The 22254-nt window shown below is 68.3% G+C and carries 20 protein-coding genes and 1 other annotated feature; of the genes, 12 read left to right on the forward strand and 8 right to left on the reverse strand.

Annotated elements, in window-relative coordinates; all coding sequences use genetic code 11:
• Window positions 1–32 precede the first annotated feature (32 nt).
• On the reverse strand, window positions 33–902 hold the full coding sequence (locus tag ACFPN9_RS18825) for a Bug family tripartite tricarboxylate transporter substrate binding protein (RefSeq protein ID WP_377817523.1): 870 nt from the start codon (window positions 900–902) through the stop codon (window positions 33–35).
• A gap of 263 nt (window positions 903–1165) precedes the next feature.
• Here ACFPN9_RS18825 and ACFPN9_RS18830 point away from each other — a divergent pair, with 263 nt between their 5' ends.
• From ACFPN9_RS18830 to ACFPN9_RS18840, 3 genes are all read left to right on the forward strand, one after another.
• Window positions 1166–2431, forward strand: a complete 1266-nt coding sequence (locus ACFPN9_RS18830) for an O-antigen ligase family protein (protein WP_067253817.1) — start codon at window positions 1166–1168, stop codon at window positions 2429–2431.
• Between the two features lie 9 nt (window positions 2432–2440).
• On the forward strand, window positions 2441–3808 hold the full coding sequence (gor, locus tag ACFPN9_RS18835; protein WP_066725143.1) for a glutathione-disulfide reductase: 1368 nt from the start codon (window positions 2441–2443) through the stop codon (window positions 3806–3808).
• Between the two features lie 383 nt (window positions 3809–4191).
• Complete coding sequence (locus ACFPN9_RS18840; protein WP_066725146.1) at window positions 4192–5577, forward strand: class II 3-deoxy-7-phosphoheptulonate synthase; 1386 nt, start codon at window positions 4192–4194, stop codon at window positions 5575–5577.
• An 80-nt stretch (window positions 5578–5657) separates the two neighbouring features.
• On the opposite strand, the gene ACFPN9_RS18845 is transcribed toward ACFPN9_RS18840, so the two are convergent.
• Window positions 5658–6545 (reverse strand): outer membrane protein, encoded by an 888-nt coding sequence (locus ACFPN9_RS18845; RefSeq protein WP_066725149.1) that lies wholly within the window; start codon window positions 6543–6545, stop codon window positions 5658–5660.
• Between the two features lie 152 nt (window positions 6546–6697).
• Between ACFPN9_RS18845 and ACFPN9_RS18850 the strand changes: the two genes are divergently transcribed.
• Window positions 6698–8323 (forward strand): nitrilase-related carbon-nitrogen hydrolase, encoded by a 1626-nt coding sequence (locus ACFPN9_RS18850; RefSeq protein WP_066725152.1) that lies wholly within the window; start codon window positions 6698–6700, stop codon window positions 8321–8323.
• Window positions 8324–8341: 18 nt separating this feature from the next.
• Here ACFPN9_RS18850 and ACFPN9_RS18855 read toward each other — a convergent pair whose 3' ends face one another.
• Window positions 8342–9823 carry a SulP family inorganic anion transporter gene (locus tag ACFPN9_RS18855; RefSeq protein WP_066725155.1) on the reverse strand — a complete coding sequence of 494 codons (1482 nt, stop codon included), beginning with the start codon at window positions 9821–9823 and terminating at the stop codon, window positions 8342–8344.
• A gap of 61 nt (window positions 9824–9884) precedes the next feature.
• Window positions 9885–9940 (reverse strand) — a sequence feature (sul1 is cis-regulatory element that is thought to sense ions involved in sulfur or methionine metabolism; They are found in Alphaproteobacteria).
• Between the two features lie 126 nt (window positions 9941–10066).
• Between ACFPN9_RS18855 and gltX the strand changes: the two genes are divergently transcribed.
• Window positions 10067–11425: a glutamate--tRNA ligase gene (gene gltX, locus ACFPN9_RS18860; RefSeq protein WP_066725328.1), complete on the forward strand. Its 1359-nt coding sequence runs from the start codon at window positions 10067–10069 to the stop codon at window positions 11423–11425.
• Window positions 11426–11565: 140 nt separating this feature from the next.
• Here the strand turns inward: gltX and ACFPN9_RS18865 are convergent, their stop codons facing one another.
• Both ACFPN9_RS18865 and ACFPN9_RS18870 read right to left on the reverse strand, forming a co-directional pair.
• The gene (locus ACFPN9_RS18865; RefSeq protein WP_377817439.1) at window positions 11566–12894 is read right to left on the reverse strand and encodes an MFS transporter; all 1329 of its coding nucleotides are present in this window, start codon (window positions 12892–12894) and stop codon (window positions 11566–11568) included.
• A gap of 190 nt (window positions 12895–13084) precedes the next feature.
• Window positions 13085–14260, reverse strand: coding sequence for a DUF2865 domain-containing protein (locus ACFPN9_RS18870; protein ID WP_066725161.1), 1176 nt, complete (start codon window positions 14258–14260; stop codon window positions 13085–13087).
• A 282-nt stretch (window positions 14261–14542) separates the two neighbouring features.
• On the opposite strand from ACFPN9_RS18870, the gene ACFPN9_RS18875 reads away from it, so the two are divergent.
• Entirely contained in the window at window positions 14543–15493 is a 951-nt protein-coding gene (locus tag ACFPN9_RS18875; protein ID WP_066725164.1) for a phosphoribosylaminoimidazolesuccinocarboxamide synthase, read from the forward strand.
• 3 nt (window positions 15494–15496) lie between these two features.
• Here ACFPN9_RS18875 and ACFPN9_RS18880 read toward each other — a convergent pair whose 3' ends face one another.
• Together ACFPN9_RS18880 and ACFPN9_RS18885 are read right to left on the reverse strand one after the other, a co-directional pair.
• On the reverse strand, window positions 15497–15991 hold the full coding sequence (locus ACFPN9_RS18880) for a MarR family winged helix-turn-helix transcriptional regulator (protein ID WP_066725168.1): 495 nt from the start codon (window positions 15989–15991) through the stop codon (window positions 15497–15499).
• A 31-nt stretch (window positions 15992–16022) separates the two neighbouring features.
• The gene (locus ACFPN9_RS18885) at window positions 16023–17108 is read right to left on the reverse strand and encodes a TRAP transporter substrate-binding protein (RefSeq protein ID WP_066725171.1); all 1086 of its coding nucleotides are present in this window, start codon (window positions 17106–17108) and stop codon (window positions 16023–16025) included.
• Window positions 17109–17171: 63 nt separating this feature from the next.
• Here ACFPN9_RS18885 and ACFPN9_RS18890 point away from each other — a divergent pair, with 63 nt between their 5' ends.
• The 3 genes from ACFPN9_RS18890 (at window position 17172) to ACFPN9_RS18900 (ending at window position 19234) form a co-directional block, all read left to right on the forward strand.
• Entirely contained in the window at window positions 17172–17990 is an 819-nt protein-coding gene (locus ACFPN9_RS18890; RefSeq protein ID WP_066725174.1) for a fumarylacetoacetate hydrolase family protein, read from the forward strand.
• A gap of 115 nt (window positions 17991–18105) precedes the next feature.
• Window positions 18106–18639 carry a hypothetical protein gene (locus ACFPN9_RS18895; protein ID WP_066725177.1) on the forward strand — a complete coding sequence of 178 codons (534 nt, stop codon included), beginning with the start codon at window positions 18106–18108 and terminating at the stop codon, window positions 18637–18639.
• 82 nt (window positions 18640–18721) lie between these two features.
• Complete coding sequence (locus ACFPN9_RS18900; RefSeq protein WP_082735212.1) at window positions 18722–19234, forward strand: CreA family protein; 513 nt, start codon at window positions 18722–18724, stop codon at window positions 19232–19234.
• 9 nt (window positions 19235–19243) lie between these two features.
• Here the strand turns inward: ACFPN9_RS18900 and ACFPN9_RS18905 are convergent, their stop codons facing one another.
• On the reverse strand, window positions 19244–19576 hold the full coding sequence (locus tag ACFPN9_RS18905; protein ID WP_066725184.1) for a hypothetical protein: 333 nt from the start codon (window positions 19574–19576) through the stop codon (window positions 19244–19246).
• Window positions 19577–19897: 321 nt separating this feature from the next.
• Here ACFPN9_RS18905 and cysS point away from each other — a divergent pair, with 321 nt between their 5' ends.
• From cysS to ACFPN9_RS18920, 3 genes are read left to right on the forward strand one after another with little or no spacing between them, the layout of a single operon-like run.
• Complete coding sequence (gene cysS, locus ACFPN9_RS18910; RefSeq protein ID WP_377817524.1) at window positions 19898–21457, forward strand: cysteine--tRNA ligase; 1560 nt, start codon at window positions 19898–19900, stop codon at window positions 21455–21457.
• Window positions 21454–21837 carry a nucleotidyltransferase domain-containing protein gene (locus tag ACFPN9_RS18915; protein ID WP_066725187.1) on the forward strand — a complete coding sequence of 128 codons (384 nt, stop codon included), beginning with the start codon at window positions 21454–21456 and terminating at the stop codon, window positions 21835–21837. The genes cysS and ACFPN9_RS18915 overlap by 4 nt, the downstream gene beginning before the upstream one ends.
• Entirely contained in the window at window positions 21834–22223 is a 390-nt protein-coding gene (locus tag ACFPN9_RS18920) for a HEPN domain-containing protein (protein WP_082735208.1), read from the forward strand. The genes ACFPN9_RS18915 and ACFPN9_RS18920 overlap by 4 nt, the downstream gene beginning before the upstream one ends.
• Window positions 22224–22254: the final 31 nt, after the last annotated feature.

Raw genomic sequence — 22254 nt, forward strand, 5'->3', positions numbered from 1 at the left:
GCCCCCTGGTCTTGCTTGGCGGTGCGCCGGGCTTACTTCACCAGGCCGACATCCGTCATCACCTTGCTGACGCGCGTCTGCTCGGCCTTCAGGAAGGCGTCGAAGGCGGCGCCACCGAGATAGGCGTCGTCCCAACCGCGGGCCTTCAGGATTTCGGCCCATTCCTTCGACTTGACCATCTTCTCGACCGCGTCGGACAGGGTCTTGGTCTGGTCGGCCGAGAGACCGGGAGGAGCGACGACCGAGCGCCAATTCATCAGCTCGAGATTGACGCCACCTTCCTTCAGGGTCGGAGCGTCGGGAGCATTGGCGAGGCGCGCCGGAGCCGAAACGCCGATCACCCGCAGCTTGCCGGCCTTGATCTGGCCCTCGAACTCGCCATAGCCGGAAATGCCGGCCGTCACGCGCCCGCCCAGCATGGCGGCCAAAGCCTCGCCACCACCCGAGAACGGGATGTAGTTGATCTTCTTGGGATCGCCGCCGGCGGCCTCGGCGAAGAGCGCGGCCAGGATGTGGTCGGCGCCGCCGGCCGAGCCGCCCGCCCAGGTCACCTTGGCAGGATCGGCCTTGACGCGATCGGCCAGATCCTTGGCGTTCTTGATCGGTGACTCCGTCGGCACGACGATGACGAGCGCCTCGGCCGTCAGCCGCGCGATCGGCGTCACCTGCGTCAGGTTCACGGGCGACTTGTTCAGCAGGATCGCGCCGACCATGACGAAGCCGTTGACCATCAGCTGGCTGCCGTCGCCCTTGGCGTTGATCAGCTGCGCAAGGCCGATCGTGCCGCCGGCGCCGGTGACGTTCGTCACCTGCACGCTCTTGGCGATGCCCGAGGCGGTGAGCGCCTGCTGCATCGAGCGCGCCGTGCCGTCCCATCCGCCGCCGGGAGCCGCGGGGGCCATGATCTTGAGCTCGAGCTGGGCGAAGGCGGCCGTCGACAGGCCGGCCACCGCGACGGCGGTGACGGCGCAGCGCTTGAGAAGGGATGTCAGCATGTATTTCCTCCGCTCGCGGATGGGACCGCGCGATTTTTGGGCGACGCCCGCCAGTGGCACTTCGCCGCGTATGCCGTCAATTGCGCCCGATTGATCAATCCGGAGTCAAGACAATTCGCCGGCCCACGCGGCTCTAGTGCTGGGCCCCGCGATGGCTTAAGCGCTCGCCGATGAACCAGACCTCTTCCGTCGCCACCCGTCCGGCCGCCGGGTCCGTCCCGGCACGGCTTGCGGCGATTGGTGCGGCGCTCCTCCTGGCATTGCCACTCGCCATGTGGATCGCCAACCGCTCCGCCCCGCTCATGCTGGCGCTGGCGGCTGCAGCCTTCTGCGCGGCCGCGCTCGCCGAGGAAGGCTGGCGACCCTCCCTGCACCGGGCGGCAGCTCTGCTGCGCGGCCCGATCGGGCTCGCCCTGTCCGGATTCCTGCTCTGGTCCCTCGTCACGATCGCTTGGAGCCACCGGCCGCTTGCGAGCCTCGCGGCCTGGGGCGAGTTTGCGCTGCCGCTGACCTGCGGCGTCGCCATCGCGGCATCCGGCCGCTTTCGGCCGGGCCCTGCGCTCGGCCGCGCGCTGGCGATCGTTGTGGCTGTGGCCGCCGTCATGATGATGGCGGAACTGGCCACCGGGCTCGCCATCAGGCGCGCGCTCGATATCGGCCGCCAAGTGACCTACATGTTCAATCGCCCGGTGCTGACCTGCCTCATCTTGGCTCCCGTCGCCCTGGCGGCGCTGCCATGGCAGGGACCCTCGCGGCGGTGGAGCATCGCCCTGGCCGTGCCGGTCGTCCTCGCCGTCGCCTGGGCCTGCCTCGGCTCGGAGAGCGGTGCGGCCGGTTTCGGTCTGCTCGTCATGGCTGCGGCCGCGGGGCTGGCGCTCCTGGCCCCCCGGCTTGCCTGGGCAGCCGTCACGCTCGGCTTCGTCGCGACGATGATGTTGGCCCCGGTCGTCGGACGCCTGGGCGATGCGGCCCTGCCGGCGGCACTCCATGAGCGCCTCGCCAACTCCCATTCGCGCGACCGTGTCGACATCTGGCTGTCCTTCGGCGAGGCGACGCTGGCGCGGCCCATCCGTGGTGCGGGATTCGGCACGTCGCCGACGCTCGACCGCCACCCTGTGGCCGCTGAGGTCTCGCCGCCGCGTCGCGCGCTGCTGGCGGTCGGTCACCCGCACAACGCTCCACTCCAGGCCTGGACCGAGACCGGTGCGATCGGCGTCGCGCTGCTCACCGTCGCCGGGCTCGCCCTGCTGATGCGGCTGAGGAGTCTCCCCGGCCGCGATCTGGCACCGCGCCTCGGCCTCTTCGCCGCGGCCTTCGCCGTCGCGGCTGTGGCGCATGGCGCCTGGCAGGGCTGGTGGATTGCAGGCCTGACCATGGCGGCGCTATGGCTGTTCCGGCTGCCCGTCGGTTCGGATACCGGGGATCGCGCGGCGTGAGAGGACATCATGGCTGAATTCGACGTCGATCTCTTCGTCATCGGGGCCGGCTCCGGCGGAACCCGCGCCGCCCGCATCGCCGCCGGCCATGGCGCCCGCGTGATGATCGCGGAGGAGGACCGCATCGGCGGGACCTGCGTCATCCGTGGCTGCGTGCCGAAGAAGCTCTTCGTCTATGCCAGCCGCTTCGCCGAGGAGGTCGAGGACGCCGCCGGTTTCGGCTGGACGGTCCAGAAGCCCGACTTCGACTGGCCGACGCTGCGCGATGCCGTCGCCAACGAGGTCACCCGCCTCTCCGGCCTCTATCGCAAGGGGTTGAACGGCGCCGGCGTGACCATCCGCGAGGAGCGCGCCACCGTCGTCGATGCCCATACCGTGCGCCTCGCCAAAAGCGGCGAGACGATCCGCGCCCGCCACATCCTCGTCGCCACCGGCGGCTGGCCCTCCTTCGATCCGCCGATTCCCGGCGGCGAACTCGGCATTTCCTCGAACGAGATTTTCCATCTGCCCAGCTTGCCGAAGCGCATGCTCGTCGTCGGCGGCGGCTATATCGCGCTCGAATTCGCCAGCCTCTTCGTCCGTCTCGGCGTCGAGGTCACCGTGCTCCACCGCGGCGACAACGTGTTGCGCGGCTTCGACGAGGACATCCGCAACCGCCTCCGCGATGCGCTGGAGCATGCCGGCATCCGCTTCCGCCTCGGCTGCACGGTTCAGAGCATCGAACTGCTGCCCGATGGCTGCCGCCGCGCCCATTGCGCCAGCGGCGACCCCATCGATGCCGATGTCATCCTCGTCGCGACCGGCCGCCGCCCCAACACCGCCGGCCTCGGCCTCGCCGAGGCGGGCGTCGCACTGGGATCTCTGGGCGAGGTGCTGGTCGATGACGACTCGGCCAGCAGCGTGCCCTCGATCCACGCGGTCGGCGACGTCACCAACCGCGTCAACCTGACCCCGGTCGCGATCCGCGAGGGCCACGCCTTCGCCGACACGACCTTCGGCAACAAGCCCTGGCGGACGGACCATGGCCTGATCGCCTCGGCCGTCTTCACGACCCCGGAGATCGGCACGGTCGGCCTTTCCGAGGTCCAGGCCGCCGCGGCTGGCCACGAGTTGCGCATCTTCGAATCCGCCTTCCGGCCGATGAAGGCGACGATCTCGGGCCGCAACGAACGCGTCTATATGAAGCTCGTCGTCGACGCGAAGACCGACAAGGTGCTCGGCGTCCATATCCTCGGCCATGACGCCGGCGAGATCATCCAGGCCGTTGCCATCGCGGTGACGATGGGCGCGACCAAGGCCGATTTCGACCGCACCGTCGCGCTGCATCCGAGCGCGGCGGAGGAACTGGTGACGATGCGGACGCCCCGGGCGGGCTGACCCGAGCCGGCGGGGGCGACGGCTTGTCCCGCGTCACCGCGAGACCTCTCGCTAACCGGGCTGCTCTTCAAGGGCGAGGATTGTATCGTGCCGGCCTGATCGGAGCAGGCGCGCAAGCCCGCCATCGGGGTTGAATCGGCGTCCGAACCGGCTCATGCGCCATCTCATCGCCTTCAAGCGCGCTGCGATCGATCTGAATCGATTTGTCAGCTGTAGCCGGCAAGTGGCTGGGCCGATTCAGCTTTCGCTAACCATGATCGGCTCGCGGCCCTGCGCTGCGGGCGCGTTCGCCGTGGTGGCCTTTGCGTCGCCTTGGGTGTATAGGCGCGCCTTCGCGCTTTCGAAGAGGTTAACCCGCGCGAGCGAAGTCAGGAGCAGCACCCATGTCGGAGCGGTGGACGCCCGAGAGCTGGAGGGCCAAGCCCGTCCAGCAGATCCCGGATTATCCGGACCAGGCAGCCCTGAGGGCGGTCGAGCAGCAGCTCGCCGGCTTTCCGCCGCTCGTTTTTGCGGGTGAGGCGCGCAAGCTGAAGAAGGCCCTCGCGAAAGTCGCAAACGGTGAGGCCTTCCTGCTCCAGGGCGGAGACTGTGCCGAGAGCTTCGGCGAACACTCGGCCGACAACATCCGTGATTTCTTCCGGCTCTTCCTGCAGATGGCGGTGGTGCTGACCTTCGCGGGCGGCTCGCCCGTGGTGAAGGTCGGGCGCATCGCCGGCCAGTTCGCCAAACCGCGGTCGGCTCCGACGGAGACCGTCGGCGGCGTCGAGCTGCCGAGCTACAAGGGCGACATCGTCAACGACAACGCCTTCACGCCCGAGGCGCGCACGCCCGATCCGCGCCGCCAGCTCGAGGCCTATCGCCAGTCGGCGGCGACGCTCAATCTGCTGCGCGCCTTCGCCACCGGCGGCTATGCCAATCTCGACAACGCGCATCGCTGGATGCTCGGCTTCGTCAAGGATGCGCCGGCCTCCTCGCGCTACAACGAGGTCGCCGAGCGCATCACCGAGGCGCTCGACTTCATGCGCGCCATCGGCATCGATCCCGAGACGCATCCCGAGATGCGGACGACCGATTTCTACACCAGCCACGAGGCGCTGCTGCTCGGCTACGAGCAGGCGATGACCCGCGTCGATTCGACGACGGGCGACTGGTACGACACCTCCGGCCACATGGTCTGGATCGGCGACCGCACGCGCCAGCTCGACCATGCCCATGTCGAGTTCTTCCGCGGGATCCGCAACCCGATCGGCCTGAAATGCGGCCCCTCGACCACGGTCGACGGCCTGCTGAAGCTCATCGACGTGCTCGACCCGCAGAACCAGGCCGGCCGGCTGACCCTCATCGGCCGCTTCGGTGCCGACAAGGTCTTCGACAACCTTCCGGCGCTGGTGCGGGCCACCAAGCGGGAAGGGCGCAATGTCGTCTGGTCTTGCGACCCGATGCACGGCAACACGGTCAAGGCCGCCAGCGGCTACAAGACCCGTCCCTTCGACCTGATCACGACCGAGGTGAAGAACTTCTTCGCCGTCCACCAGGCCGAGGGCACCCATGCCGGCGGCCTGCATCTCGAGATGACCGGCAAGAACGTCACCGAATGCACCGGTGGTGCGCGCGGCATGACCGATGCCGACCTGAACGACCGCTACCACACGGTCTGCGATCCCCGCCTCAATGCGGAGCAGGCGCTGGAGCTGGCCTTCCTCGTCGCCGAACTGGTCAAGCGCGAGCGCGCCGGCCGGGCGCGCCCGGAGGTCGAGGCTGCCGAGTGAGGCGCGAGCCTATCGGGGTCCAAACGTAAAGGCCGGGGCGCGTCGCCCCGGCCTTTTTATGTCGGCGATCGGTTGCTGGGTCAGAACTTCAGCGCGGCGGCGACGCGGCCGGTATTGATCGTCGTGGTCGTGCCCTCGACATCGGCGAACCGAACGATCTGGTACTCGGCACGCAGGAACAGGTTGTCCGTCAGCGCCATGTCGATACCGCCGCCGGCGGTCAGGCCGAAGCCGTAAACATTGCTCTTGGTGGAGCCGACGCGGAGCGGATAGCCCGCCGCGACCACGTTGTTCTCGATCGCGCCCGTCACCGGGTTGGTGCGGGTGAAGCGCCAGGTCGCGTCGATCGTCGAGGTCGTGTCGAAGCGGCCTACCGCGCCGCCGATGGTCGCGAAGGGCATGATCCGGCCATAGGCCCAGCCCATGCGGATGCGCGCGGTGGCATAGTCCTTCAATTCCGCACCATGGCGGGTCGTCAGCGTGTAGTCGTTGACCGTGCCGTCGGAAGTCGTGCTGCGTCGTCCGATGAAGTCGCTGATCAGATAATTGTGGTTCGACCGGGTATAGTCCGCCTCCAGGCCGAGGATCACGTCGCCGAAAGTGAAATTGTAGCCGGTAAAGCCGAAGAAGGTCGCGCCGCTGTCGGTCTTCGAGGGCAGGTTGCCCACCAGATTGCCCATGTTCACCTCGCTGCCGAGCAGCGTGTTGCGATAGGCGTAGTTGGCGAGGTTCTGAAGCCCGTTGCCGGGCTCGAACTTGGTGGACGAGAGGCCGGAGCCGCCGCCGAAATAGAAGCCCGACCACTTCGCGTAGCTGTCGAACTCGGGCGCGGGCGGCGCGTCGTCGATCTGAGAGCCGCGCAGCACCGGATAGTCGGCGGCAAAGGCGCCGCCCGCGGTGATTACAGAGCCAGCCAGAAGGACTGCGGCGAGGGCTGCGGCTGGTCGATGGATGAAGCGGGTACGCATGGTCGTTTCTCCGAACGACGGCCGGCAGTCTTGCAGGAGCGGCACGTACCCGATTCATGCGCGCTTAACCCTAACGCGAGGTTAAGCGCAGCCCCGTCAGGCCCTGTGGCACGCGATTGCCGGGCCGAAGCGGTCGCGCTACAGCCCCCGCCATGACCGAACGCTCCTTCCGCCTCGCCCTCGCGCAGACGAGTCCGCTCCCCGGAGATGTGGCAGGCAATGTCGCGATGATCCGTGCCGCACGGGCGAGGGCGGCGACAGCTGGAGCGGATCTGGTCCTGTTTCCGGCCGCCGCCTTGGCCGGGACGTCCTCGGCGGCTCTGCTGCGGCGGCCGGCCTTTCTCGATGCCTGCCGGCGGGCCTGCGAGGATCTGGCGCGCGAGACCGCTGATGGCGGGCCGGCGCTGTTGCTCGGCTTGCCCTGGCGCGAGGACGCTTCCCTCTACGCGGCTCAGGCGCTGCTCGATGGCGGCCTTATTCAGGCCGTGCGCTTTCAAGTGGCGGTCGGCGGCTCTGTATCCGCACCCTTCGAGCCGGGGCCTCTGCCCGGACCGGTGCCATTCCGGGGCCTGCTGCGCCTGGGCCTCGTTTCCGGCGACGATCTTGCGGATGAGGAGGTCCCGGAATGCCTCGCCGAGACGGGGGCCGAGCTGCTGCTGTCTTCCGCCGCCGCGGTCTACCGGCGGGGCGGCACCGACCACCGTCTCAACCGCTCCGTCGCGCGGGTCGTCGAGACAGGCCTTCCGCTAGTCTGGCTGAATGCCGTCGGCGGCGGTGAAGAGGGCATCTGCGACGGCGCCTCCTTCGTGCTCGCCGCCGACCGCAGCCTGACGCATCAACTGCCCGCCTTCCGCGACGCGCTCACCGTCACCCGATGGACCCGTCGCGGCGGCGTCTGGGTCTGCGAACCCGGCGAGGCGATCCCGCTGGAGGCCGGCGACGAGGCGGATTATGCCGCCTGCATGCTCGGCCTGCGCGAGCATCTCCGGCTTGCGCCTGAGACGGGCGTTCTCGTCGAATTCAACGACGAGGCAAGCCTTCTCGGTTCGGCGCTGGCTGTGGATGCGCTGGGGCCGGAGCGGGTCGCGGCGGTCCGACTGGCTGGCGGGAACCCTGGGGGATTGGCCGCGACCGAGGCTGAGGCCGCCGCCGCTGCGCTGGGTGTTTCCCTGAGGGCGATCCCCGTCTCCGAAGTGGCAGGGGCGGTCGCCGAGGCGCTGACGGCCGCCGGCCTGCCCGGACCACGAGACGCGACGACAGCGGCCCGCACGGCCTTGCTCTCCGCCCTGGCGCGGGGCATGGGCCGCTGCCTGCTCGCGCCGGCGGCTCGCCATGCCACCTGTGGGCTGGAGGCGATCGGCGACCTCAATCCCGTCGGCGATCTGTCGCATACCGAGATCACGCGCCTGCTGGATCTGCGCCGCCGCTGGAAACCCGCGGAGGCGCTCGGGCCCGACAGCCTGTCGATGGGCGCTGTGCCCCAGAGCCCCCAGGCGCTGCGCCGGGAGGCCGTCCTGGGCGCGCTCGCGGCGGGAGAGCGTGTGTCCGATATCGTCGCGGCCGGCCATGAGGCCTCCGCCGTGATGGCGCTCCAGCAGGAGGCCCGGGCCGCAGCCGCCGTCGCCCGGCGGGCGCCACCGTCGATCAGGCTGATCGATCAGCAAGAGGCATGGCCGGTGCGCCACGGCTTCGTCGATGACGGAGAGCCAGCCCATCGTCCCGATGAGGCGCTGGTGAAGGGCGTCGGCCGCAGCGGCGGCGACAGCATCGATTTCTGAGGCCGGCGCGCCCGGGCTTCAGTGGACGGCAGCCGGGCCGGCGTCGCCCTTGTCGTGCCTCCCGAAGCGGTCGACCATCGTCGCGCTGGCCTCGTTGAGGCCGAGCACCTCGACCTCCGCGCCGTTCTTGCGCAGGCGCAGCACCACCTTGTCGAGCGCGCCGATCGCCGAAATGTCCCAGAAATGGGCATGGGTCAGGTCGATCGTCACCTGCGCCGGGCGCTCCTCGAAGGAGAAACCGCGCAGGAAGCTCTCGACCGACGCAAAAAAGATCTGGCCGCGCACCACATAGGTCACAGCCGTGCCGTCTGCGCTGTCGCGCTTCTCGACGGCGACGAGGCGCGCGACCTTGCCGGCGAAGAACACGCCCGAGAGCAGCACGCCGACGAGGACGCCCTTGGCGAGGTCATGTGTCGCCACCACGGTCGTCACCGTCGCCAGCATGACGATCGAGGAAGGAAGGGGATTGGTCCGCAGATCGAGGATCGAGCGCCAGGAGAACGTGCCGATCGAGACCATGATCATCACCGCGACCAGGGCGGCCATGGGGATGATCCGGACGAGATCGTCGAGCACGAGGATCAGGAAGAGCAGGAAGGCCCCGGCCACGAACGTCGAGAGCCGGCCGCGCCCGCCCGAGGTCACGTTGATCACCGACTGGCCGATCATGGCGCAGCCGCCCATGCCGCCGATCAGCGCCGAGGCGATGTTGCTGGCGCCCTGGCCGTAGCATTCCTGGCTCTTGTTGCTGGTCGTCGCGGTCATGTCGTCGACGATCTGCGCCGTCAGCAGGGACTCCAGGAGCCCCACCGCCGCCAGCGCGACCGAATAGGGAAAGATGATCCGCAGCGTCTCGAAAGTCAGCGGCACCTGCGGCAGCGCGAAGACCGGCAGCGTCGAGGGCAGTTCCCCGAGATCGCCGACGGTGCGCAGATCGAGCCCCAGCCCCCAGGCGAGAGCGGTCAGGACGACGATGGCGACGAGCGGGGAGGGGATGGCTTTCGTCAGATAGGGGAAGAGGTAGATGATCGCGAGGCCGCCTGCGATCATCGCATAGGTCAGCGACGGCACGCCGATCAGCTCCGGCAGCTGCGCCATGAAGATCAGGATGGCGAGCGCGTTGACGAAGCCGGTGATGACCGATCGCGAGACGAAGCTCATCAGGCGCCCGAGCCGGAGCGCGCCGGCCCCAAGCTGGATCAGACCCATCAGGATCGTCGCGGCGAAGAGATAGGGCAGGCCGTGTTCCTTCACCAGCGTGACCATCAGCACCGCGGTGGCGGCGGTTGCCGCCGAAATCATGCCCGGCCGCCCGCCGGCGAAGGCCGACACGCAGGCGATGGCGAAGGAGGCGAAGAGCCCGACCTTGGGGTCGACGCCGGCGATCACCGAGAAGCCGATCGCCTCGGGGATCAGCGCGAGCGCCACGACGACGCCCGAGAGAATGTCCCCCCGGATGTTGGAGAACCATTCGCGGCGATAGGCGGAGAGTCTGGTCATAGGGAACCCATGAGCGATCGGAGCCCGCGACGCGCGCAGGCTTCAGCTGGATCGGCAGTTGGGTTGTCCGGCGGATCGGCGGCCGGAAGAGCCACCCGGATTTTCACCGGGTCCGTTCGAATGCCATCATTCAGCCACGGATCATGTTGCATCGCAATAGGCCGGGCTGCGTCGCAGCATGCTTTCTGCACATGACGCCGGGGACGATTGTCGCTGCCGGCCAAAAGCGCCATAAGCGCCGCCATGACCAGCTCCGCGCCGTCCCGCCCGCCGCTCCTGCGCTTCGCGCCCTCGCCGACGGGCTATCTCCATATCGGCAATGCGCGCTCCGCCCTGTTCAACGGGCTTTATGCCCGCCGCCACGGCGGGCGCTTCATGCTGCGTTACGACGACACCGATCTCGCGCGCTCGAAGCCGGAATATGCCGCCGCCATCGCGGAGGACCTCGCCTGGCTCGGCATCACGCCCGATCTCGTCATCAGCCAGTCGCAGCGGCTGTCGCTCTACGACGCTGCCGCCGAGGATCTGCGCGCCGCGGGCCGGCTCTACCCCTGCTATGAGACCGCCGACGAGCTCGACCGGCGCCGCAAGCGCCAGCTCGCCCGCGGCCTGCCGCCGATCTACGACCGCGCCGCGCTGAAGCTCACCGCCGAGGACCGGGCGAAGCTCGAGGCGGAAGGCCGCCGGCCGCACTGGCGCTTCCTGCTCGAGCCGCGCGTCGTCGCCTGGACCGACCTGATCCGCGGCGACGCCCATGTCGACTGCGCCTCGCTCTCCGACCAGGTGCTGATCCGCGAGGACGGCAGCTATCTCTACCATCTGCCCTCTGTGGTGGACGACGCCGCGACCGGCGTGACCCACATCATCCGCGGCGAGGATCACGTCACCAATACGGCGGTCCACATCCAGATCTTCCAGGCGCTGGGCGCGGCGCTGCCGTCCTTCGGCCACCACAACCTCCTCACCACGGCGAGCGGCGAGGGATTGTCCAAGCGCCTCGGCCATCTCTCGCTGCGCGGCCTGCGCGAGGCCGGCGTCGAGCCGCTGGCGGTGGCAGCGCTGGCCACCCTGACCGGCTCCTCGGATGCCGTGCGTCCGGTGGCGAGTCTCGACGAACTGGCGGGGCTGGTCGATCTCGCCCATGTCTCGCGCGCCCCGGCCAAGTTCGACGAGCACGACCTCGACACGCTCAGCGCCCGCACCCTGCATCAGCTGCCCTATGACGCCGTGGCGTTCCGTCTGGCCGAGATGGGCGTCGATACCAGCGAACGCTTCTGGCTCGCGATCCGCGGCAATCTCGGCAAGCTCGACGAAGCCCGCCTCTGGGACGATGTCGTGCGCGGGCCGATCAGGCCGGTGATCGCCGATGCGGACTTCGCCGCGACCGCAGCCGCCTTGCTGCCGCCCGAGCCCTTCGACGCGACGACGTGGAAGAGCTGGACCGGCGCGGTCGCGGCCGCGACCGGCGCCAAGGGCAAGGCGCTGTTCATGCCCCTGCGCCAGGCCCTGACCGCGCAGGACCATGGCCCGGAGCTGGCGGCGCTGCTGCCGCTGATCGGGCGGGACAAGGCGCTGCGGCGGCTCAGGGGCGAGAGCGCCTGAAGGACTGTCATTCCGGGGCGAGCGCGCAGCGCTCGAACCCGGAACCCATGACGTTGTGAGCCCTATGCCGGTCGTCGGACGCGTGTCACCCGGTCGTGGGTTCCGGGTTCGGGCCTGACGGCCCGCCCCGGAATGACAGCTCAATCGTGCCGGTGCATCGCCGACTGATGCTTGGTGTCGCGCATCGTCGAATAGACCAGCAGCGAGACGAAAATCACGCCCGCCAGATAGTAGTAGAACCACTGCTCGTGGCCCTGCTGCTTGAAGAACAGCGCGATCGCCGGCGCGGTGCCCCCGAAGATCGAGACCGTCAGGGCATAGGGCACGGCGACGCCGGTCGCCCGGATCGCGGTCGGGAACAGCTCGGCCTTCACCACCGCATTGATCGAGGTGTAGCCGGCCACGAAGACCCAGGCGCCGGAGATCAGCAGGAAGGCGACCCAGGGCGATTTGGTGCCCGCCAGCGTCGTCAGCAGCGGCACGGTCAGGAGCGTTCCCGCGACGCCGAAGAAGATCAGCAGCGGCTTGCGGCCGATCCGGTCGGAGATCGCGCCATAGATCGGCTGCAGGATCGCGGCGAAGATCAGCGAACCGGCGATGACATAGGTCGTGGTGATGTCGGAGAAGCCGGCCGTCTGGCGCACGAAGGTCTGCATATAGGTGGTGAAGGTGTAGAAGGCCGCGGTGCCGCCGGCGGTCAGCCCGACGACGATGGCGATCTCTCGCGGGTAGCGCAGCAGGCCGCGGATCGAGCTCTCGCGCTTCACCGGGCTTTTGTTGGCTTCCGTGAAGGACTCCGTTTCGTGCATGTGGCGGCGCATCAACATCGCCGTGACGGCGAGCAGCGCCCCGATCACGAAGGGGATGCGCCAGCCCCAGGCGACGAGCTGCTCATGCGTCAGGAAGACGTTCTGGAGCAGCAGCAGTACCAGGATCGCGGTGAGCTGCCCGCCGATCAGCGTGACGTACTGGAAGCTCGAATAGAAGCCGCGATGCTCGGGATCGGCGATCTCGGAGAGATAGGTCGCCCTGGCCCCGTATTCGCCGCCGAGGCTCAGGCCTTCGATGATGCGCGCGAGCGCCAGCAGGGAAGGCGCGGCAAAGCCGATCGTCGCATAGGTCGGCGTCAGCGCGATGATCAGCGAGCCGAAGCACATCATCAGCACGGAGACCGTCAGCGAAAGGCGCCGCCCGTAGCGATCCGCCAGATGGCCGAACAGCCAGCCGCCCAGCGGGCGCACGATGAAGCCAGCGGCGAACAGCGTCGCCGCATTGAGCTGCTGCACCACCGGGTCGCTGGAGGGGAAGAAGGCCGGCGCGAAATAGAGCGAGAAGGCCGTATAGGCGTAGAAATCGTACCATTCGACGAGATTGCCGACGGATCCGACGAAGATGGCCTTGAGGCGTCGTCTGGCGTCGGCGAACTCGATGGGGCGCGGGTGCGGCTGGGATGTCGCGAGGTTGGACATGGCGATCTCCGGCGGGAGCCGCCAAGGCTGCCTTCGACGACGACAGGATGCAGTCGGCAGGCGGTTCCGGACGGCTCGCCCGATGAGGGGGGCGTCAGCCCTCTATTGCGCCGTCACCGTCATGCGTCCACGGGATATTCAAGTGATTGATGCGCCCCCGAACTGCGCAAGACGCATGATCGCCCCGTCGTCAGGGACGGATTGTCGCATTCCCGAGATTGGGTGCGAGGTTCGGCGCGACGATCCGCACGGTGCGGCGCTCGCCGGTCACGCTCTGCGTCTCGCGCTTGAGCCCGTCGCCCTTGTCCAGCACCCGCTCTCCCACGGATTGCGGGCCGACACCGGCCGATTCCGTGCCGGCGGTCGGCGAGTTCTCCGACGGCATCGGCTTCTCGTCGGGGATCTCGACGGCGGCCGGCTGCGGTGCGGGCTGTGCATTGCGGCGCCTGGGATCGGGCTTGGCCTCCCTAGGGCGCGACAGCTCGGCGGCGCGCTGCTCGGTGACGATGACGTCGCCCTTGCGCTTGTCGAGAAGGTATTCGGCGTTGCGCAGCGCCTGTGCCCAGCTCTGGCCCGGCGCCCGGCAGGTGCAGGCGGCATCGAAGCTGCGCTGGTATTTGCCCGCATTCGGCAGCGACGCATAGGGCTGGCCGGTGGAGCGGGCGACCGCGTTCTGAATCTCGCCGCCATTGGTCATGCCATAGGCGAGGGTCTCGGTGCCGGGGCAGAGCGCCTGGCACATCTCGTCGCCGCTGTCGCGGCCGCCCGGATTGTTCGCGAGCGGGAAGAAATAGCCGTCGCAGGTCCGCACGCAGACGGTCTGCGGGCCGCCGAGGCGTGGCTTTTCCGGCTCCAGCGGCTGCTCGGGATCGAGCTCTGGCAGGGTCGAATCGATTTCGCCCCGGCGCGGCTCGAGCCCGAAGATCGTCTCGAAGAAGCCGCGCTGCTGCGGCGCCCGGCAATTGGCGTTGATCGCCGCGACGAGCTGCGCGCGGCGCTGCTCGAGGGCGCCACCCTGCGCCATCTGCTGCAGATTGGCATACTGTGCCTGCAACTGGCCGATCTGCGCGCGCAAGCCCCCGCATTCGCGCGGCGGGCCTTCGCCGAAGAAAGTGAATCCGCCGCGCTCGCAACCCATGGCGCGATACTGGTTCGTCGCCTGGGCGAGCTGGGCGCCGACGCGCTGCGCCATCTGCGCGGCTCGGGGATCCCCGCCGCCGCGCTGGCCCTGCAGGCTGGCGAGTTCCGAGCGCCATGCATTGCAGGCCGGCGACTGCGCCGCCGCCGCGCCGCCGGTCAGCGCGAGCGCGAGCAGAGCCGCACCGAAGCGGCCGGGGGAACGCAGTCGAAGGCGTCTGAAGAGCATCGCGGGTCGGATCACGTCACCTGCTTGTCGGTCTCGAATGCCAGACGGCCCTTGTCCAGGGCTGGCGGGCTCGCCGGAGCACAACAGCCGCCAAACGCGACGGAACTATGGAGCGCCGCCGCCGGAGATGCGGCCGACGCTCGCCCGAATGCCATATCCGCCGCCGCCGAGCAATCGCGCCCCGACGATGGCGGAAGCGGTTGGCGCCCGCCCGCGGACTGTCTAGAAGGCTGGCGAGCCGTCCGCGCCTGTCGCGCGGCGCCACGACCGGGCGATGACGACATGACCGAACCTCTGGCGCTGGAAGCTGCCTTCATCCCCGAACTGCCGAACTATTATCGCGGCAAGGTCCGCGAGAACTACGATCTCCCCGACGGGCGCCGCATCCTGATCTCGACCGACCGGCTGAGCGCCTTCGACCGCGCCATTGCCGCCATCCCGCACAAGGGTCAGGTCCTCACGCAGACGGCGCGTCACTGGTTCGAGCAGACCGTCGACATCTGCCCCAACCATGTCCTCGAATATCCCGATCCGAACGTCGTGGTCGGCAAGCGGCTCGACATCCTCCCCGTCGAGATCGTGGTGCGCGGCTATCTCGCCGGCACCACCGGCACCTCGATCCTGACCCTGTACAAGCAGGGCCAGCGCGCGATGTACGGAGTCACGCTGCCGGACGGGTTGCGCGACAATGAGCGCCTGCCCGAGGCGATCATCACCCCGACCAGCAAGGCCTTCGACGGCGGCCATGACGAGCCGCTCTCGGCCGCGCAGATCCTGGAGGAAGGGCTGCTGACCCGCGAGCAATGGGACACCGTCAGCCGCTATGCGCTGGCGCTCTTCGCTCGCGGCCAGGCGCTCGCCGCCGAGCGCGGCCTGATCCTCGCCGATACCAAATACGAGTTCGGCACCGACGCCGACGGCACCATCCTGCTCGCCGACGAGATCCACACCCCCGACTCCAGCCGCTACTGGATGGCGGGCAGCTACGCCGCACGGTTCGCCGCCGGCGAGAAGCCGGACTCCTTCGACAAGGACTTCGTTCGCAACTGGGTCGTCGCCCGCTGCGATCCCTATAAGGAAGAGTTGCCGCCGATCCCGGCCGAACTGATCGCGCAGACCACGGCCGTCTATGTGCGCGCCTATGAGACGATCACGGGACAGACCTTCGATCCGCCGCCGGCCGGCGAACCGCCGCTGGAGCGCATCCGCCGCAATCTCGCGCGGTTTTTCTGAGCGTCAGCCCTCGTCGTCGCGATAGCTGCCGGCGAGGTGGCGGCTGCGCTCGGTCAGGGTCGAGAGCACGCGCTCGAAGACCTGCAGTTCCGCCGGCGCGATGCCCTCGGTCCAGCGCGCCTGGAAGGCGAGCGCCAGCGGCACGATCTGGGCGTAGATGCGCTCGCCCGCCGCGGTCAGCGCGACGAAGGATTCGCGCCGGTCCTGACGGTTTTCCGCCCGCGAGACGAGCCCGCGCTTCTCCAGCTCCGAGACGGCGCGCGAGACCTTCGTCTTGTGCATCTGAGCCAGCTCGCCGATGTCGCGCGAGGTCAGTCGCCCGAACTCGCCGAGCTGCGCCACCACCCGCCATTCGGGAATGCCGATGCCGAACTGCGCGTCGTAGATCCGCCCCAGCGCCCGGGCCGAATGGAAGGCCACGACATTGAGGCGATAGGGCAGGAACTGTTCCAGCCGGAGCGGCGCTTCCGGCTGGGGAGAGGGGGGCTTGGTCGTCATGGTTCGGCGCAAGCCTCCCTCAGCCGGACGCTCAGCGCGCCTTCAGCCGGTTCATGAAGCTGTCGAAGGACAGTTCCGCCACCTGCCACCAGAGCAGGTTCTCGCCGCGGAAGGCGACCATGGAATCGTAGCCGGCCTTGAAGTCGGCGCTCTTGGCCGAGGTCTCGGCGTAGTATTCCTCCGCCGCCTTCAGCGCCGCTTCCATCACCGGCAGCGGGAAGGGGCGCAGCTGCGCGCCCTGCGCCACGAGCCGGCGCAGGCCGCCTGGATTCACGAAGTCATATTTGCCGAGCATCCAGTTGTTGGCCGCTTCGCAAGCTTGCTGGACGATCGCCTGATAGTGCTTGGGCAGCTTGGCCCAGGCCTCCTTGCCGATGATCAGGTGCAGCATCGCGCCGCCCTCCCACCAGCCGGGATAGTAGTAGTATTTCGCGACGCGGATGAAGCCGAGCTTCTCGTCGTCATAGGGGCCGACGAATTCGGCCGCGTCGATCGTGCCGCGCTCCAGCGCCGGATAGACGTCGCCCGGCGCGATCTGCGTCGGCACCACGCCGAGCTTGGCGAGCACCGCGCCGCCCATGCCGCCGATGCGGAACTTCAGCCCCTTGAGATCGTCGACGCCCTTCAGCTCGTTGCGGAAGAAGCCGCCCATCTGGCAGCCGGAATTGCCGCAGGGGATCGAATAGGCGTTGAAGCGGTCGAGCACGCCGTTGACGATCTGCTCGCCCCCGCCGAAATACCACCAGCTGTGCTGCTGGCGGGCGTTCAGGCCGAAGGGGATGCCGGTGCCGAGCCCGAGCGTCGGATCCTTGCCGATGTAGAAATAGGTCGGCGAATGGGCGCATTCGACCGTGCCGGAGGAGACGGCGTCGAGCGCCTGCAGGCCGGGAACGATCTCGCCGGGCGCGAAGACCTGGATCTGGAACTTGCCGTCGGTCGCCTCGCTGACCAGCTTCGCGAATTGCTGCGCCGTGCCGAAGATCGTGTCGAGCGACTTCGGGAAGCTCGAGGTCAGCCGCCACCGCACCTCGGGCTGCGACTGCGCCACCGCGGGCATCGCGACCGGGGTCGCGGCGGCGGCGAGAGCGCCGGTTTTCAAAAAGTCGCGGCGTTTCATAAGGTGATCCTCCCACGGGCTTGTTGAACTCTTATTGGCGTGTCGCGCGCGGATTGGAAAGACATGAAACTCGCTTCGCTCATGCATGGTCGGGATGGCCGCCTCGTCGTCGTCTCGCGCGATCTCACCCGCGCCACCGACGCCTTTCCCGTCGTGCCGACTTTGCAGGCCGCGCTCGACGATTGGGACCGCCACGCCCCCCGCCTGGGGGATCTGGCGGAGGCCCTCGAGCATGGCTCGGTGCCCTCCTTCCGCTTCCACGAGCATGACTGCGCCGCGCCGCTGCCGCGCGCCTTCGGTCGCTTCGTCGCAAGCGGTGCTGCCGGCGGCGTCGCACCGGCTCGCTCGGCCGGCGCGCTGGGGCCGCGCCATCCGGTGAGGGCCCGCGACGAAGCCGCCGGACTCGTCGCCGAGCCGGGGCTGGCCGTCATCGCGGGTGAGGGAAGCGGCCGGGCCGCGCCAGACGCTGCGCCGATCCGGCTGGTGATGCTGACCTGCCGCGTGCTGGAGACGAGGGACCCCTCTGCCGGAGCCGCAGGCCCGGCCGGCGAGGTGAGCTTCAGCTTCTCGCCCGTCGCCGTCACGCCCGACGAGATCGGTCCCGCCTGGCACGAGGGCCGCATCGACCGGCCGCTGCTCTGCCGGATCAATCAGCAGCCGCTGCAGCATGGCGCGGTGGCCGGCCCCGCCGATGCGCAGGCCTCGATCGCACAAGCGGCCGGGCCGTATCCGCTCGAGGCGGGAACGATCATCGCCTGGTCTGCGCCGCTGCCGCAGGTCCAGTCGCTGCGTTTCGGCGACACCGTCCGCGTCGAGATGAAGGACGCTGCGGGCCATTCCATCTTCGGAGCGATCGAGCAGGAGATCCTGCCGCTCGGGTGAGGGGAACCGCGGCGCCCCACAGGCGTCTAGGCTTGGCGTCATACCGCTTGGCGCCTGCAGGGCCGCCCGCTACCGTGCGGCACGACCGCCCATCCTCCGCGAGAGCCGACGTCTGATGATCGACAGCATTGCCTTCTATCCCGAGACCGTCCCGCTCGCCTTCTTCGTCTGGGGGCCGGTCCTGGTGATGGTGCTGTTCTGGGCCGCGGGCATCTGGTCCAGCCGCCAGGGCGTGCCGCGCATGCTGGAGAACGACTGGAACGGCTACAATGCCGAAGACGTCGAGAAGCTCTTTGCCCTCTATGGCGAGACGCACCGCGCCCGGTATCGCAACCGGGTGCTGCCGGCCGATGTCGCCTTCGCCTTCACCTATGCCATCGTCGGCGCGATGCTGATCGCGGGGCTCGTCGTGCGGGGGCAGCCCTCGTGGGTGGCGGCGCTCTGCGGCGGCGGCTGGCTGCTCGGTGGGCTCTGCGACGTGGCCGAAAACCTGGCCGTCGCCCGCCTGCTCGACAAATATCCCAAGGTCGAGGCCGGCGACGTCGCTTTTGCGAGCCGGATGACGCAGCTCAAGCTCGTGCTGTTTCTCGCCGGGATCGCCGGAGCGATCGCCGCGGCCTATCTCGCCTTCAAACCGCTGGCGGCCTGAACGCCGCGCCGGCTCTGGCGGGAGCCGACCAGCGCAACCATATCCGGCGCGAGGCCGTCGCGCCGCTGGAGAGATGCACCTGATGAAAGCCCTCGCTTCCGCCCTTCTGGCCGGCGCTCTCGCCCTTGCCGGTCTGGCTGCGCCAGCCGCGGCGCAGGAAGATCTGATCTTCCGCAAGTCGACCGTCTGGAAGATGCTGACGCCCGACGACAAGCTCGCCGTCTACGGTGTCGATGATCCGGTCGTCGAAGGCGTGGCCTGCCATTATACTGTGCCCGAGAAGGGCGGCGTGTCGGGCATGTTCGGCGTGGCCGAAGAGGTCTCGGACGTCTCGCTCGCCTGCCGTCAGATCGGCCCGATCCGGTTCAAGGAGAAGGCCGAGCAGGGCGATGTCGTCTTCCGTGAGCGGCGCTCGCTGATCTGGAAGAAGATGCAGATCGTGCGCGGCTGCGACGCCAAGCGCAACGTCCTGATCTACATGGTCTATTCCGATAAGCTGATCGACGGATCGCCCAAGAATTCGACGTCGAGCGTGCCGATCATGCCCTGGGGCGGCACCGGCGAGCCGGCGAAGTGCGGCGAATGGATCCGGTGAACGCCGGACTCAGCCGCCGCAGGTGATGACCAGCGGCTGCTCGGGCGCTGTAGCGGCAGGCCGCGCCTTCGAGAGCGAGCCCGTGAAGTCTTCGCGAGAGGCCAAGCCGAAAGCGCTGGCGCGGGCATAGCCCTGCGCCTCGCACCAGGCGTCGGCGACGATCTTGCCGCATTCGGAGTTGCTGGAGATGCAGTCGGCGACGCCGTAGCCATCGCTGGCGGGGATCAGGAAGGTGCGCTGGCCCTTGGGGGCCGCTTCGGTCTTCGTCGTCGGCAGGACCGACAGCGAAAGCCCGGCTCCGACGATCCCGAACAGGCCGACCAGGGCAACGGCGCGACGCATGGGGTGACTTCCTCGCAAACGATGGGCGCTCAACCCTCGAATCGCGAGGATGGTTCCCAACCGTTAAGATTTGAATAAAATGGCCCGCATCCGGCGCGGCGGCGGCAAAAGCGGGGCGCCCTCTTGACGGAAAGCTCGCGCGAAGGCAAGCGTGTCGGGATGACGCGGGCCCTCAACATTATCTGCATTATTTGCCGCTAGCTCTCGCTGGCCGGCTGCTCACGTCCTCATCCTGAAACGGTAAAGACGCAAAAGCGCCCCGGCCAGCGGCCAGGATCGCCCGCCGTGACGCTTTCGCCGTTCGCCAGGATCAACACCCCGATGCCGACCCTCAGGCTCTACAACACGCTGACCCGGACGAAGGAGGACTTCGTCCCCGTCGATGCCGCCAATGTCCGCATGTATGTCTGCGGGCCGACGGTCTACGACTATGCCCATATCGGCAATGCGCGTCCGGTCATCGTCTTCGACGTGCTCTACCGGCTGCTGCGGCATCTCTATGGCGCCGATCACGTCACCTATGCCCGCAACCTCACCGACGTCGACGACAAGATCAACGCGCGTGCCGCCCGCGATTTCCCCGGCCTGCCGCTGAACGAGGCGATCGCGAAGGTCACCGAGAGCACCACCGCGCAGTTCCATGCCGACATCGCGGCGCTGGGCTGCCTGCCACCGGACGAGGAGCCCCGCGCCACCGACCATATCGGTGAGATGCAGGCGATCATCCACCGCCTGATCGCGCGCGGCGTGGCCTATGTCGCCGAGGAGCATGTGCTGTTCCATGTCCCGGCCGTGGCGGATCTGCGCGCCGCGCCGAAATACGGCGCACTCGCCCGCCGCCCGCTCGACGAGATGATCGCCGGAGCACGGGTCGATGTCGCGCCCTATAAGCGCGACCCGATGGATTTCGTGCTCTGGAAGCCGAGCCGCGATGGCGTCGATCCGGGCTGGCTCTGGCCAAACGGCGCGCCCGAGGGCATCACCCGGCCCGGCCGGCCGGGCTGGCACATCGAATGCTCGGCCATGTCGATGGCGAAGCTGCTCGAGCCCTTCGGCGGCGGGCTGGCCTGCGACGATCCGCAGAAGAACGTCTTCGACATCCATGGTGGCGGCATCGACCTCGTCTTCCCGCACCACGAGAACGAGATCGCCCAGAGCTGCTGCGCGTTTGGCGGCGCGGACGGCAGCGGCCGCATGGCGAATTACTGGATGCACAACGGCTTCTTGCAGGTCGAGGGCGAGAAGATGTCGAAGTCGCTCGGCAACTTCGTCACGATCAACGAACTGCTGGAGACGGATGAATTCGGCGGGCGCAAATGGCCCGGCGAGGTGCTGCGGCTCGCGATGCTCAAGACGAATTACCGTCAGCCAATCGATTGGACGGTGAAGGCGCTGGAGGAGGCGGAGGCGACGCTGGATCGGTGGTATGGGTGGCTCGTCGCGACTCCGATCGATGATGCCGCTTCTCCCATCGCTGCGGTCATTGAGCCATTGCTGGACGATCTAAACACCGTTGCCGCCGTTTCGCAGCTTTATCCACTGTTCGCATCGAGTACGGCCGGTGCAATGGTGGCCGGTGATGTACTCGGTTGGGATATACATGATCCTAGAACAGCCTCCGCTGTGGTGGCTTCTGCCCGTATTCTTGGCCTACTGCAGTACGATCCGGTCGTTTGGCGTGACCGAAAGAAGGCTGAGCTTAAGATCGATGATTTGCAGGTCGAAGCGCGCATCGCTGCCCGCCTAGCTGCCCGCCGCACCAAGAATTTCGCCGAATCCGACCGCATCCGCGACGAGCTCGCCGCGATGGGCATCGCCCTCAAGGACGGCAAGGATCCCGCGACCGGCGAGCCGACCACGACCTGGGAGGTGAAGCGGTGAGGGATCTCGCCGAACTGCTGGCCGCGCCGGACGAGCATGCGGTCGAACGCGCCCTGACCGATTATGCTGGGCTGGTCTCGGCAGCCTATGGTGATCGGCTGGCGGGTGTGTACCTTTTCGGAAGTCGGGCGCGCGGCTCGGCTCGCCCCGAAAGCGATGCCGACATTGCCGTCGTCTTGAGTGCGTTCTCGGGCTCGGCTCTGGACGAGAAGATGCGGCTCGTTGATCTCGCCTTCGATGCGCTCACGGACCATGGCCTGATGATTCAGCCCTGGCCCTTCACGCGCGCAGAATGGCTGGCCCATCAGGACGGGGCGCGCTTCGCCGGGCTGTTGCAGGCTGCGCGGCGGGACGCGGTGCCGCTGGTGCCTGCAGCATGAGACCGCATCTCGATAAGGCGAGACAGTCCTTGCGTTCGGCGGAGTTGCTCCTCGATGCCGGGGACTTCGACGGTGCGGTGAATCGCGCCTATTACGCCTGCTATGATGCGGCGCGAGGCAGCATCGAGACGGTGGCCGGCGTCGATACGGCCGAAGTCAAGACACATGCCGGGCTCATCCGGCTGTTCAATCTCGCCATCGTTAAGGCAGGCCATCTGCCCCTAGAAATCGGCCGGCTGATCGGGCGGGAGGAACAGTTGCGGCTGTTCGCTGACTACGGCGATGGCGTCCAGCATCGGGCCGAAGCCGATCTCGCCGTCCAGCAGGCCAGGGACTTCGTTTCGGCCTGCATCACCCTCATCGAAGATAAGAAGAAGAATCCATGACCCCGAAGATCCGCCCCGCCGGCTCGCTCTC

Source organism: Allobosea massiliensis (assembly GCF_042655245.1).
Classification (GTDB): Bacteria; Pseudomonadota; Alphaproteobacteria; order Rhizobiales; family Beijerinckiaceae; genus Allobosea; species Allobosea massiliensis.

Bases quoted from the DNA above. Each gene is read 5' to 3' on its own strand.
- cysS (WP_377817524.1), top strand. From the start codon at position 19,898: ATGCCGACCCTCAGGCTCTACAACACGCTGACCCGGACGAAGGAGGAC.
- ACFPN9_RS18905 (WP_066725184.1), bottom strand. From the start codon at position 19,576: ATGCGTCGCGCCGTTGCCCTGGTCGGCCTGTTCGGGATCGTCGGAGCC.
- ACFPN9_RS18885 (WP_066725171.1), bottom strand. From the start codon at position 17,108: ATGAAACGCCGCGACTTTTTGAAAACCGGCGCTCTCGCCGCCGCCGCG.
- ACFPN9_RS18865 (WP_377817439.1), bottom strand. From the start codon at position 12,894: ATGTCCAACCTCGCGACATCCCAGCCGCACCCGCGCCCCATCGAGTTC.
- ACFPN9_RS18875 (WP_066725164.1), top strand. From the start codon at position 14,543: ATGACCGAACCTCTGGCGCTGGAAGCTGCCTTCATCCCCGAACTGCCG.
- ACFPN9_RS18870 (WP_066725161.1), bottom strand. From the start codon at position 14,260: ATGCTCTTCAGACGCCTTCGACTGCGTTCCCCCGGCCGCTTCGGTGCG.
- gor (WP_066725143.1), top strand. From the start codon at position 2,441: ATGGCTGAATTCGACGTCGATCTCTTCGTCATCGGGGCCGGCTCCGGC.
- ACFPN9_RS18920 (WP_082735208.1), top strand. From the start codon at position 21,834: ATGAGACCGCATCTCGATAAGGCGAGACAGTCCTTGCGTTCGGCGGAG.
- ACFPN9_RS18825 (WP_377817523.1), bottom strand. From the start codon at position 902: ATGGCCCCCGCGGCTCCCGGCGGCGGATGGGACGGCACGGCGCGCTCG.
- ACFPN9_RS18900 (WP_082735212.1), top strand. From the start codon at position 18,722: ATGAAAGCCCTCGCTTCCGCCCTTCTGGCCGGCGCTCTCGCCCTTGCC.
- gltX (WP_066725328.1), top strand. From the start codon at position 10,067: ATGACCAGCTCCGCGCCGTCCCGCCCGCCGCTCCTGCGCTTCGCGCCC.
- ACFPN9_RS18845 (WP_066725149.1), bottom strand. From the start codon at position 6,545: ATGCGTACCCGCTTCATCCATCGACCAGCCGCAGCCCTCGCCGCAGTC.
- ACFPN9_RS18850 (WP_066725152.1), top strand. From the start codon at position 6,698: ATGACCGAACGCTCCTTCCGCCTCGCCCTCGCGCAGACGAGTCCGCTC.
- ACFPN9_RS18840 (WP_066725146.1), top strand. From the start codon at position 4,192: ATGTCGGAGCGGTGGACGCCCGAGAGCTGGAGGGCCAAGCCCGTCCAG.
- ACFPN9_RS18830 (WP_067253817.1), top strand. From the start codon at position 1,166: ATGAACCAGACCTCTTCCGTCGCCACCCGTCCGGCCGCCGGGTCCGTC.
- ACFPN9_RS18895 (WP_066725177.1), top strand. From the start codon at position 18,106: ATGATCGACAGCATTGCCTTCTATCCCGAGACCGTCCCGCTCGCCTTC.
- ACFPN9_RS18880 (WP_066725168.1), bottom strand. From the start codon at position 15,991: ATGACGACCAAGCCCCCCTCTCCCCAGCCGGAAGCGCCGCTCCGGCTG.
- ACFPN9_RS18890 (WP_066725174.1), top strand. From the start codon at position 17,172: ATGAAACTCGCTTCGCTCATGCATGGTCGGGATGGCCGCCTCGTCGTC.
- ACFPN9_RS18855 (WP_066725155.1), bottom strand. From the start codon at position 9,823: ATGACCAGACTCTCCGCCTATCGCCGCGAATGGTTCTCCAACATCCGG.